The organism is Bradyrhizobium sp. IAR9 (assembly GCF_013408065.1).
GTDB lineage: Bacteria > Pseudomonadota > Alphaproteobacteria > Rhizobiales > Xanthobacteraceae > Bradyrhizobium.
The window spans coordinates 182,329-193,829 of sequence record NZ_JACBZW010000003.1 but is presented as its reverse complement, the minus strand read 5'-3'; the positions used below and the strand labels follow the sequence as shown (position 1 = coordinate 193,829).

13 protein-coding genes and 1 tRNA gene are annotated in these 11,501 nt (G+C 63.3%); 6 read left to right on the top strand and 8 right to left on the bottom strand.

Annotated features, from left to right (window positions below; translation table 11 throughout):
• Positions 1–12 precede the first annotated feature (12 nt).
• Complete coding sequence (locus GGD67_RS09935; protein ID WP_018323574.1) at positions 13–690, bottom strand: LON peptidase substrate-binding domain-containing protein; 678 nt, start codon at positions 688–690, stop codon at positions 13–15.
• Between the two features lie 35 nt (positions 691–725).
• The gene (gene trxA / locus GGD67_RS09930) at positions 726–1,649 is read right to left on the bottom strand and encodes a thioredoxin (protein ID WP_018323575.1); all 924 of its coding nucleotides are present in this window, start codon (positions 1,647–1,649) and stop codon (positions 726–728) included.
• A gap of 275 nt (positions 1,650–1,924) precedes the next feature.
• Between trxA and GGD67_RS09925 the strand changes: the two genes are divergently transcribed.
• Positions 1,925–1,999: transfer RNA gene (locus tag GGD67_RS09925), tRNA-Gly, on the top strand.
• Positions 2,000–2,251: 252 nt separating this feature from the next.
• Here the strand turns inward: GGD67_RS09925 and GGD67_RS09920 are convergent.
• Positions 2,252–2,674 (bottom strand): hypothetical protein, encoded by a 423-nt coding sequence (locus GGD67_RS09920; RefSeq protein WP_246784284.1) that lies wholly within the window; start codon positions 2,672–2,674, stop codon positions 2,252–2,254.
• On the opposite strand from GGD67_RS09920, the gene GGD67_RS39185 reads away from it, so the two are divergent.
• Complete coding sequence (locus tag GGD67_RS39185) at positions 2,585–2,779, top strand: hypothetical protein (protein WP_246784287.1); 195 nt, start codon at positions 2,585–2,587, stop codon at positions 2,777–2,779. The genes GGD67_RS09920 and GGD67_RS39185 overlap by 90 nt on opposite strands.
• A 15-nt stretch (positions 2,780–2,794) precedes the next feature.
• Here the strand turns inward: GGD67_RS39185 and GGD67_RS09915 are convergent, their stop codons facing one another.
• Positions 2,795–3,055: a hypothetical protein gene (locus GGD67_RS09915; RefSeq protein WP_018323579.1), complete on the bottom strand. Its 261-nt coding sequence runs from the start codon at positions 3,053–3,055 to the stop codon at positions 2,795–2,797.
• Positions 3,056–3,221: 166 nt separating this feature from the next.
• Between GGD67_RS09915 and GGD67_RS09910 the strand changes: the two genes are divergently transcribed.
• The 3 genes from GGD67_RS09910 (at position 3,222) to GGD67_RS09900 (ending at position 6,664) form a co-directional block, all read left to right on the top strand.
• Entirely contained in the window at positions 3,222–4,208 is a 987-nt protein-coding gene (locus tag GGD67_RS09910) for an NAD(P)-dependent oxidoreductase (protein ID WP_179732445.1), read from the top strand.
• Between the two features lie 374 nt (positions 4,209–4,582).
• The gene (locus tag GGD67_RS09905; protein ID WP_179732443.1) at positions 4,583–5,863 is read left to right on the top strand and encodes a sorbosone dehydrogenase family protein; all 1,281 of its coding nucleotides are present in this window, start codon (positions 4,583–4,585) and stop codon (positions 5,861–5,863) included.
• Positions 5,864–6,070: 207 nt separating this feature from the next.
• A complete protein-coding gene (locus GGD67_RS09900) occupies positions 6,071–6,664 on the top strand; it encodes a cytochrome c (RefSeq protein ID WP_179732441.1) in 594 nt (197 codons plus the stop codon).
• 186 nt (positions 6,665–6,850) lie between these two features.
• Here the strand turns inward: GGD67_RS09900 and panE are convergent, their stop codons facing one another.
• From panE to GGD67_RS09880, 4 genes are all read right to left on the bottom strand, one after another.
• The gene (gene panE, locus GGD67_RS09895; RefSeq protein ID WP_179732438.1) at positions 6,851–7,774 is read right to left on the bottom strand and encodes a 2-dehydropantoate 2-reductase; all 924 of its coding nucleotides are present in this window, start codon (positions 7,772–7,774) and stop codon (positions 6,851–6,853) included.
• Between the two features lie 122 nt (positions 7,775–7,896).
• The gene (locus GGD67_RS09890; protein WP_179732436.1) at positions 7,897–8,505 is read right to left on the bottom strand and encodes a 2-hydroxychromene-2-carboxylate isomerase; all 609 of its coding nucleotides are present in this window, start codon (positions 8,503–8,505) and stop codon (positions 7,897–7,899) included.
• A 103-nt stretch (positions 8,506–8,608) separates the two neighbouring features.
• Positions 8,609–9,958: an MATE family efflux transporter gene (locus GGD67_RS09885; protein ID WP_179732434.1), complete on the bottom strand. Its 1,350-nt coding sequence runs from the start codon at positions 9,956–9,958 to the stop codon at positions 8,609–8,611.
• An 84-nt stretch (positions 9,959–10,042) separates the two neighbouring features.
• The gene (locus GGD67_RS09880) at positions 10,043–10,639 is read right to left on the bottom strand and encodes a DUF2239 family protein (protein WP_026202953.1); all 597 of its coding nucleotides are present in this window, start codon (positions 10,637–10,639) and stop codon (positions 10,043–10,045) included.
• 164 nt (positions 10,640–10,803) lie between these two features.
• Here GGD67_RS09880 and GGD67_RS09875 point away from each other — a divergent pair, with 164 nt between their 5' ends.
• Entirely contained in the window at positions 10,804–11,469 is a 666-nt protein-coding gene (locus GGD67_RS09875) for a glutathione S-transferase family protein (RefSeq protein ID WP_018323586.1), read from the top strand.
• The last annotated feature ends 32 nt before the right edge of the window (positions 11,470–11,501 follow it).

Here is an 11,501-nt window from a genome sequence, read left to right as displayed (position 1 = left end):
GTACCCGCATCCTCACTGCAGCGGAGGATCGCCGCTGGTGCGCTTCTTGGCGAGGTCCATCTCCGTGACCGCGATCAGAATCTCGGCGCGGGTTTTCAAGTCGGGCGCTTCCAGCATGGCCTGCTTCTCCGCGGGGCCATAGGGCGACATCATCGCCAGCGCGTTGACGAGTGCTTCGTTGGGCGCGCTTTCAACGCCTTCCCAGTCAACCTTGAGATTGTTGGCCTTCAGGAAGTCCGCCAGCACGGCCAGCAGCGCCTCGCGGTCGACCTCGTCCTCGCCCATGCGCGCGGTGAAGTCGTCGACGAAGGCGAAGAAATCCACCTTGCATTGCCGGTAGGCGGTGAGCACCTCGAGCTCCTCGACCACCTTGAAGCGCGAGACGCCGGTGAGCTCGAGGATGTAGCGGCCATCGCCGGATTCGGCGAGCTGGGTGATGCGGCCGACGCAGCCGACGCGGAACAACGTTGGCTTGTCGGAATTTTTCGGCGAGTGCGCGACATCAGGCTGGATCATGCCGATCAGGCGATGGCCGTCGCGGAAGGAATCATCGACCATCGACAGGTAGCGCGGCTCGAAGATATTGAGCGGCATCTGGCCGCGGGGCAGCAGCAGCGCGCCCGGCAGCGGAAACACCGGAATGATCTCCGGGAGGTCGGCGGGTCCGCGATATTCGATGTTGATCGGCATCTGGTCCCGGTCCCCGCTGACTTGGTCAACCGCGCCTACGAAAACAGGATCGTCGACAAGCGCTTGCGCCCCTCGACGGTTGCATCATCCGTGCCGCCCCAGGCTTCGAAGAACTGCACCAGCTGCTTGCGGGCGCCGTCGTCGTTCCATTTGCGGTCGCGCTTGACGATCGCGAGCAGCTGCTCGGTAGCGGCCGCACGATTGCCTTGCGCGTTCAGCGCGGTCGCGAGGTCGAATCGGGCCTGATGATCGAGCGGGTTTGCGGCGACTTTCTGTTCCAGCTCGGCGACCGGTCCGAGCGATTGCGCCTGCTCGGCGAGATCGATCGCGGTCTGCACGGCCTTCACCGCGGGGTCGCTGCGCTTGGATTCCGGCACCATGGCGAGCGTCTGCTTGGCCTGCTCCATCGCGCCGGAGACGGCATAGCATTTTGCGAGGCCCGCGAGCGCCGCGATGTTGGTGGCATCATGCTGGAGCACCTCGGCGTAGATCTGCGCTGCTGCGGCCGGGTCGCCCTCGGCGAGCACGGCCTCAGCCTCCTGCAGGATCTCGGCGATATTGGGCTCGCCCGGCGCTGTCACGCCCTTGGTCAGCTTTTCGATGAAAGCGTTGAGCTGGCTCTCGGGCACTGCGCCCATGAAGCCGTCGGCCGGCTGGCCGTTGACGAAGGCGATCACGGCCGGGATCGACTGGATGCCCATCTGGCCCGGGATCGCCGGGTGCTGGTCGATGTTCATCTTGACCAGCTTGACCTTGCCCTTGGCCGCCTTGACCGCCTTTTCGAGCAGAGGGGTAAGCTGCTTGCAGGGTCCGCACCACTCCGCCCAGAAATCGATCAGCACCGGCTGGCGCTTCGATTCCTCGATGACGTCCTTCACGAAGGTCTGGGTGGTCGTGTCCTTGATCAGATCGGCCGCAGCCGGGCCCGCCGCTCCGTTACCCTGGTCGATGATCGTCACGGGGATCCCCTCGTCTATGTCCGGAATGGCGGGTCTTTAGCACGTTGCCATTTCATATGCTTCGCTGTCGGCTCCTAAATTGGGCCGGGACGGCCGAATTTCAATCCACCGAGGCCGATTCGCCAGTTCCGGGGCAGTTTCGGGCCATTTGGCCGCATTCAGGCTCCATATGGGGCCCCAAGAACCGAATCTAGATCGCCGGTAGCTGTTGCATTCCCCTCCCGCTTTTGGCATACGACAGCCGTTGCCGGCGCGTCACGCGACCGACACAGGATGCGGGTGTAGCTCAGTGGTAGAGCACGACCTTGCCAAGGTCGGGGTCGAGGGTTCGAGCCCCTTCGCCCGCTCCAATTTTTCCCAAAGCATCCGAAAGGAATGGGCTATTCCCGTCGGGGCGAGTCGACGCACTGTTTTGTCCCAGGCTGTGAGGGCTGCTCCAGGTCCCAAGGCTGGATTGGGCGCCAATCCGGAATTCAGGGTGGCCGACCCCAGCTATACAGCGCGCAGCAGCTCTTTGGTCCTTTCCAGCGCTACATCCGCGGTCAGCCTATATGGATCTTTGATCGAGAGTTGATTGATCGCCGCACTCACGAAATCAGGCTTCAGGTTTTCGATTGTGGCCAGCGTATTTGAGACGCTGTCGCGATAGCCGGCCAACTCCCTGATAACCGATTCCGCGTGTTTGTCGCTGCCAGCTGCGATGTCAAATATGTCGCGCGGGGCAATGCTCTTGCCCCGGTAATGGATTTTCTTTGCAATGATCTCTGGGATCGTCTCCAGCAGCACCGCTTCGCCTTCAACTGTTGCTCGCGTTGTCGGTGAGATGTCAGCGACGGTGCGACGATGAAATCGATCTCGCCAAATTCGAAGCCAAGCTTCAGGAGGCGTGCGCCGTCTCCCCTGTAGTCAGTAGGTCTGACCTCGAAATCGAAGTCATGCTTCTGTGGATCCAGGAACGGAAGAACTTGAGGATCCGGGAGAAAGATATCGACATCGTGGCTTATCCGATGATCGATTTGCAGCATCATCGCCGTGCCGCCGCCGAACGTCCAACGATCGATGATTTCTTGTTCGGCGTTCACCTGCTGAATCATCGCGACGGCAATGCGAAACAGTTGCGCCCAATCTGATTGAGCGCTCACCGGCTACGCCGCAAGCGGATAGGTTTGTCCCGAAAACTCTGCAAACGCCTTCGCCGCGGCAACCAATTGCTCGTGGCTGATGCCATGCATCTCAGCGAAGGCGACTTGCAAGTCGGGGTGGACATCCCCAAAAAACGATGACATCGGACCGCAGGCGGCCTTCGCGGAAGAGTGGTCCAGCAGGCAATGAACAAGCTCCTGCACGCTCAGCCTCTTGCGATACGGCGCATTCACGGTTGCCATAACCAGGACGGGGATATTCATCTGCGTCACTATCTGATTGCCTGGTCAATATAGGATCGACTGAACGGGCTTGGCAATCGATTGGTTTCCTCTTTGTTCCGTCCGCAGGGGTGGCTGGCAGCGCGCCTCGCCAGAATTCCTCAGCGGAACGTCCTTCCGCCGTTCAGATCGGGGCAGTTGGGATCACATGACAATTCTGGTCACCGGCAGTGCCGGCCATCTCGGCGAAGCCATCCTCCGCACCCTGCGCGGGCGCGGTTCCCCAGCGCGCGGGATCGACCTGAAGCCCTCGCCCTTCACCGACGCGGTCGGCTCAATCGTCGATCCCGGCTTCGTGCGCAGCCAGATGGACGGCGTCACCGCCGTCATCCACAACGCGACGCTGCACAAGCCGCATGTGGCAACCCACGGCAAGCAGGATTTTGTCGACAGCAACGTCACCGGCACGCTTAACCTGCTCGAGGCGGCAGCGAGCGCGGGCGTGCGCAGCTTCGTCTTCACCAGCACCACCAGCGCGTTCGGCTCGCAGCTCCGCTCCGGGGCCGGGCAGGCCGCCGTGTGGGTCACCGAGGATCTGCCGCCGGTGCCGAAGAACATCTACGGCACCACAAAACTGATGGCGGAGACCCTGTGCGAGCTGTTCTATCGCGAGCGCGCCCTGCCGGTCGTCGTCTTGCGGACCTCGCGCTTCTTTCCGGAAGACGATGACGATCCGGCGAGGCGCTCGGCTTACATGCTGGAGAACGCGCAGGCCAACGAGCTGCTCTATCGCCGGCTGGATATCGCGGACGCCGTGAGTGCGCATCTGCTCGCCGCCGAACGCGCCCCGAAGATCGGCTTCGCCCGCTACATCGTCTCCGCCACCAGCCCGTTCGAGCTGCGCCATCTCGCCGCGCTTGCGCGCGATGCGGCCGGTGTCGTGCGCGAGCTCTACCCGGATTGCGCGCAGCTTTACGCGGCGCGGGGCTGGAACCTCCTCCCCGAGATCGACCGTGTCTATGTCAACGAACGCGCGCGGCGCGAGCTGGGCTGGCGGCCGGAATTCGACTTCGCGCATGTGTTGCACAGCCTGCGCACGGAGCGCGATTTCCGTAGCCCGCTGGCGCGTGAGATCGGCTCGAAGGGCTATCATGACGCGGTGTTCGACGACGGACCCTACCCGGTCGCCTCTTAGGCGCCGGATTTGCTGTTTTGCTCGACCCGTCAGATGTCTGTCTGGTCTCGCCGGGAGCAAGCCGCTTGAGCCGTTCTACTGTGCATGGGGTTGTTTTCGCGTTTTTGTAGGTCCACCCCCTCCCGCCGGCTGCGAACGATCCGCGCGCCAATTGATTCCGCGCTGCAGCGAGAGCGGTGTCGCGGCGTTCGTCCGTTGACATTCCGTCTCAATTTTTCCGGAGCGCAACGGCGGCGCACGCGGCGCGCTTCTCACCGGTCGCAGATGTGCTAACCTTTTTGCGTCTGTCGTGCCGACGGACTTAAAACTTCGCCTCTCGACTAGCAAAATAAAATAATGCGCAGCCCTGACGGCTGCCTTAGGGGAGTGACGCGATGAAATTCCATCGATCCGTCTTTCAATCCGTTCTGGCGCTTGCAGCGGTTGCCTTTCTCGCGGGGACCAGCGCTGGCAATGCGCAGCAGCAGGACAAGAACCGGGCGCTGAAGAAATACGAATCCGGCACCAAGGAGTTCTGGACCCATCCGCCCGATGACTGGTTCCTCGGCGACGAGACCGAGGCGCAGAAGGGTCTCGCGCCGCCCTCGGGACCGCCGACCGGCGCGTCCGATGCCGAGCTCGCCAACATCGTCAAGAAGATCAAGCTGCCGGCAGGCTTCAAGATCGAGGTCTACGCCTCCGGCGTGCTGGCCGCGCGGCAGATGGCCTGGGGTGACAACGGCACGCTGTTCGTGGGCTCGTTCGGCCTCGGCAACGTCTATGCCATCAAGGACAACAACGGGAAGAAGGAGGTCAAGACCGTCCTTAAGGGCCTGAACATGCCCACCGGTCTCGCCTTCAAGGACGGCGCGCTCTACGTCATCGCCGTCGACAAGCTGATCCGCTACGACAATGCGGAGGCCAATCTCGACAAGCTCGGCGACGGCAAGGTCGTCTATGACGACATGCCGTCCTATGCCGCGCATGGCTGGAAATACATCGCGGTCGACAAGGAAGGCTGGTTCTTCCTGCCGTTCGGACCTCCCTTCAACGTCGGCATCCCACCGACCAGCGTGTCGCAGATCCGGCGTGTCGATCCCAAGACCGGCAACGCCGAAATCTGGGCGCTGGGCGTCCGCAACTCGGTCGGTGGCGACGTCGATCCGCGCACCGGCAAGCTCTGGTTCACCGAGAATGCCCGCGACTGGATCAGCGATGATCTGCCCTCGGACAAGCTGAACATGATCAACCGGATCGGCGAGCATTTCGGCTATCCCTATTGCCACCAGGGCAACCTGCCGGACGACAAGTTCGCCATGGGCCACAAATGCTCCGAGTTCACGCCGCCGGTGCTGAATCTCGGCGCGCATGTTGCTCCGCTCGGCATGAAGTTCTACACCGGCAATCAATTCCCCGCCGATTACAAGAACAACATCCTGATCGCCGAGCACGGTTCCTGGAATCGTCACAAGTACCAGGGCGCGCGCATCGTGCGCGTAATCGTCGGGCCCGACGGCAAGAATCCCAAGCAGGAGATCTTCGCCTCCGGCTGGCTCGAGGGTGACCAGGGCTATCTCGGCCGTCCCAATGACATCCTGCTCGACAAGGATGGTTCGATCCTCGTCGCGGACGACTGGGCCGGCGCGATCTACCGCATCAGCTACAGCAAGAAGTAGCACGGGTACGATACGAGGCTGCGGTGGCCGGAAGGTGCCGCAGTCTCTTTCATTTCAAAGCCACGCTGTCGTTCCGGATTGCGCGCCAGCGCAAGTCCGGAACCCATAACCACGAATCGGGGTTATGGAGTCTCAGCTGCGCAATTGCGCATCTTAGCTCGTGCTTCGCACGCCCTGGAATGAGCTAGATAGATCGGAATTCCCACGATGCGCCGCCAGTTTTCTTCGTACGCCATCGGTGCGCTTTCGCTTGCAGCGCTCGCATTCGTCCCGGCTCAGGCTGCGGACAACGCTGCGATCAAGGAGAAGGCAGCCGTCTGCTCCGGCTGTCACGGCGCGAACGGCATTTCGCAGACCGAGAACATCCCCTCGCTGGCCGGCCAGCCTGATCAGTTCATCCAGTGGCAGCTCGTGTTCTTCCGCGCGGGCTCGCGCAAGAGCGATCAGATGCAGCCGATCGTCGAGGAGATCACCAATGAGGACATCCGCAATCTCGGCGCCTATTTCTCGCAGCTGACGCCGCCGAAGGGACCGGAGGACAGCGATCCGGACCTGTCGAAGAAAGGCGCGCAAGTTTCCGCCGGCCGCCGCTGCGCCTCATGCCATACGGACAGCTTCGCCGGGACCAAGGGAGTGGCGCGACTGGCTGGCCAGCGCGAGGAATATCTGGTCAAGGCGTTGCGCGACTACAAAGCTGGCCAGCGCGTCGGCGGCGGCGTCGCCGCGATGGCCGATGTGGCCTATCACATGAGCGATGAGGAAATCACCGCCGTCTCGCACTACCTGGCGCATTTGAAATAGTGCGGAGCCGTTGCCGCAAGCTCCGCTGTCGTCCCGGACAAGCGAAGCGCAGAGCCGGGACCCACCACAGGATGCTGTTTTTGCGAAGACTCGGAGTGGGAGGGTCGCGTCACACTGCTCCGTCTGGTGGGTCCCGGGTTCGCGCTTAGCGCGCCCCGGGACGACAGCGGAGTGTGTGCCTGCGACCTACCCCGCCCGCTGCTTCTCATAGGCCTTCAAATGCGTGTAGGCGATGCGCAGCTTGGGCACCGGCACCTTGGCGGCATCGGCGCGCGCGATGAGATCTCCGATGACGTGATCGGCTTCGACCGGCAGCCCCGCCTTGATGTCGCGGAACATCGAGGCCGTCATCGGCGAGCCCTCGGCGGTGAGGTTGCCCTTCACCCGCTCGAAGAACGGCCCGCCCGGCGTATAGCCCGACGCGGTGGCGACGGCGGTGGTCTCGTCCAGCATGCCGAGCAGGAAATCGCGACCGCCGGGCGCGGCGAGGATGTTGCCGACAGAGGTGCGCATCAGGCTGGTGGAGGCCGCAAGCGAGGACAGGAACACCCACTTCTCCCACATGTCCTGCATGATGTTCTGGCTGGCGGCGGCGCCGGTGATGCCGCTCTTGAAGGCCTCGTCGATCGCCTTGACGCGATCTGACAGCTTTCCGTCGCGCTCGCCGTAGTTCAGCGACTGCATCGGTTGGAGCTGCACCACCTCGCGCTTCTCGTTCAGGGTCGCCGCGATGGCGCAGAGGCCGCCGAGCACGCGCTCCTTGCCGAATTTGGCATCGAGGATATCGAGATGCTTCATGCCGTTGAGCATCGGGATGATCGCCGTGTCAGGTCCGACCGCTGGCGCAAACGATTTGATGGCGTCGTCGAGATCGAACGCCTTGCAGCTCAAGAGCACGACGTCGAACTTGTCCTTGAGCGCGTCGGCCTGCACGGTCGGCGGATTCTTCAAGGTCACGTCGCCATTCGGGCTCTTGATGACGAGGCCGGCGCTTGCGAGCTCACCGGCGCGGCGCGGCCGGACCAGGAAGGTGACGTCGCGGCCGGCCTGCAACAGCCTGCCGCCAAAATAGCCGCCAATGGCGCCGGCGCCGACCACGAGGATACGCATGGGATACTCCATTGTTGCTCTTGATTATTGCTGTTGGCGGCCACTTATAATCGTCATTGCGAGCGAAGCGAAGCAGTCCAGAATGTTGCGGCGATCACATTCTGTCGCCGGAGAATGAGCGGCTAGGTCCCGAGCACCATCTCCTCGACCTCGCGCAACTGCTCCTTGCCGAAGAACATCTCGTTGCCGACGAAGAAGGTCGGCGAGCCGAACGCGCCCCGGGCGACCGCTTCCTCGGTGTTCTTGATCAGCCTGCCCTTCACCTCGGGCTCTCCGGCACGGGCAAACAGCTTCTGGGCATCGAGGCCGGAGGACGCCAGCGCCTTCGCCGCAATCTCGGGATCGTCCATCTTCTTCGGCTCGCGCCACATGTGGTGGAAGGCCGCCTCGACGTATTTTTCGAACACGCCCTCGAGCTGCGCGGCGATCGCCGTGCGCATCAGATTCAGCGTGTTGACGGGGAAATGCGGATTCCAGACATAGGGCTGGACATGGAAGCGCTTGATGAAGCGCTCGGTCTCGACCTGCTGGAATTCACGCTTGTTCTTGATGCCCGCGAGCGTCTCGGCGGGCGACTTGTTGTTGGTCGACTTGAAGATGCCTCCGAGCAGAATCGGGACGTATTCGAACTTGACGCCGATGCGCTGCTCGATCGCGGGGATCGCGAGGTGGCTGAGATAGGCATTCGGGCTGCCGAAATCGAACAGGAACTGCGGGGCTGTGCGGGGCAAATCGTTCTCCGTGACCTAACTTTTTTGATCTGGCTTTTCCCGCATTGTGGCGCAGCGTGCCCTGCGGGTCTACCGTTTAATGATGAGCATAATACTTTGGGAATCAGACCAGCCGCCGGATCGCCCGCTTGCGCCAGACCAGGAGGTAATAGCCCATCTGCAAAACAAACATGGCGCAGAACACGATGGGATAGGCGGCCCACACGCCCGCAAGGCCGATCGTGTGGCTCAGGATCACCGCGGCCGGCAGCTCGATCGCGAGGATCGCGAAGATCGAGAGCAGCATGGGCATCAATGCGACGCCGGCCGCGCGCATGGCACCTGAGAACACTGTGGCGAGGCCAAACGGCACCGAGCTCCACAGGGCGATGTCGAGCAGGCCTTTTGCCAGATCGACCACGGCGGCATCGGTGATGAAGATGCCGAGGATCGCGCGCGGCGCGAGATAGATCAGCGCCACGAGCCCGCCGGTCAAAACGAGGTTGAAAGCGAGCCCGGTCCGCACAATGCCGTCGAGCCGGGCCCTGTCGCCGCTGCCGACAGCCTGCGCGCCGAGGATCGAGACCGCGATCGAAATCGACATCGCCGTGAACTGCGTGTAGCCCATCACCTGGTTGACGGCGCCATAGGCCGCAGTGGCGTCCGATCCAAACCCGTTGACGAGGCCGAGCAAGACCAGCTCTGCGATCGCCATCACCACCATGCCGACGGCGCTCGGCAATCCGATGCCGAGAATCTTTCCGAGCATGGCGCGGTTGAGTCGCAGGTGACGCAGCAGCGCCGCGTCCGGCGCGAGCGCGTGTTTCTTTCGCAGCAGATAGAACGCCAGCACGATCAGCGTGAGCGCGTTCGATATCGCCGCCGCCCACGCCGGGCTGGTGATGCCGGCCGCCGGCAGTCCGAACGACCCACGGATCAACAACGGTGTCAGGATCAGGCCGATCGCGGTCGACAACGCCAGCGCCAGCAGCGGCGTCAGCGCATCGCCGACCCCGCGGATCATCGCCGTCATCAGCAGGAAGACGAAGCCGAGCGGCATCGTCAGCAGCATGATCTGCGCATACGCGCTGGCTTGGTCGAGAATGTCCGCGGGCGTGGCGAGCGCCATCATCAGCTGACGGCTGAGGAGCCCGCCGATCAGCGCCACTGAGATTGAAAGCAGAAGGCCGATCGCGAGCGTCGTGCCGACGACGCTCTTGATCCGGCCGTGCTCGCCCGCGCCAAAGGCCTGGCCGATCAGCACGGTCGCGCCGGTGCTCAGCCCCATGACGAAGGCGAACAGGAAGAACATCACCGGGAAGAACGCCGAGGCAGCTGCGAGCGCATCAATGCCGATCATCTGGCCGAGATAGACGTTGCTGACGGTGCCGAACAGCGATTGCAGCGCGTTGCTCAGCATCAAGGGTGCGAGGAAGCGGAGGAATGTCGTCCAGAGGGGCTTGGGGGCAGACATGGATTGGCCTTTCATCAGGGCGCGCGAAGCCGTTGCCGCGCAATGCGCGGCTCGGCCTTCGATGGGAACGCGAGACAGAGCGCCTTAAGCGCGGTCGCTGTAGGCGAGCTTGACGATGTGGTCGCGGATATCGACAGGCCAGTCTGCGATCAGCCCGGTGAAGCGTCGCCGGTCATCGGCAAACAGCGCGCGCGAAGCTTCCTCGAACTGCGGCAGGTTGCCCGCCATGGTCGACATGAAGTGATAGGCCGCATCGCGCGCCTGCCGTTCGCGGTCCTTATCGCCGCTCGCACGCCTGGCCTCATCGACGAGCTTGCGCAGCGCGACCGAGGCGCCGCCCGGCTGCGTGCCGAGCCACTCCCAGTGTCGCGGCAGCAACGTCACCTCGCGCGCGACCACGCCGAGCTTCGGCCGCCCGCGCCCGCGCGGCTCGCTCGGCGGCGTGCTCTCCTCGACCGGCGGCGGCACAAGCTTCGCCAACCGCGCCAGGACCTCGCGATCCCCGCCGCGCAGATCGAAGTCGATCGATCGACCCGTGCCGTCCTCGAAGATGATGATGGGCTCGTCCGGCCGCGTCGCCACCCGCTTGACGACCAGCGCGACCTCGCCTGCCGGCCCGGACACCAGGCGGCGCTGCCCCTGGAAGGCGGTGAAAATCTTCTGCATTGGAATCATTGCCATTTTGACGACGTTGGACCATTTAATACCCGGGTAAATTATCGACGTCAATATACCCGGGTGAAAATATCCGTCCTGATGGCTCGACATTGTGATCTCGGGCTGGCACGAACGGCGCCGCCGACCGACCACGCCTAGCCACCACGCCTAGCCCGGGGACCTCGCCAATGCTGACCGTTCACCACCTCAACAATTCCCGCTCGCAGCGCGTGCTGTGGCTGCTCGAAGAGTTGGGCGTGCCCTACGAGATCGTGCGCTATCAGCGCCAGCCGGACATGCGCGCGCCGATGGAGCTGCGCGCCATTCATCCGCTCGGCAAGTCGCCCGTCATCACCGACAACGGCAACACCATCGCCGAGTCCGGCGCGATCATCGAATATCTCATCGCGACCTATGGCAACGGCCGGCTGATTCCGCCGCCGAACACGCCGGAGCGGCTGCGCTTCACCTATTGGCTGCATTATGCCGAGGGATCTGCGATGCAGCCGTTGCTGCTGAAGCTGCTGTTCACGCTGATGCCGAAGCGCGCGCCTGCGCTGCTTCGTCCGCTGGTGCGCAAGGTCTCGAACCAGGCGCTCACCACGCTGGTCAACCCGCAGCTCAAGCAGCACATGGATTACTGGGAAGGCGAGCTCGGCAAGAGCGAATGGTTTGCCGGCAACGAATTCACCGCAGCCGACATCCAGATGAGCTTTCCGCTGGAAGCGGCGCAAGCGCGCGGCGGGCTCGAGCAGGGTCATCCCAAGGCGATGGCGTTTCTCGAGCGCATCCACGCGCGCCCGGCCTATGCGCGCGCGCTTGAAAAGGGCGGGCCATACCAGGTGGGACGGTAGTTAGTCATGCCGTCGAGCGCCTAGCCCGCCGC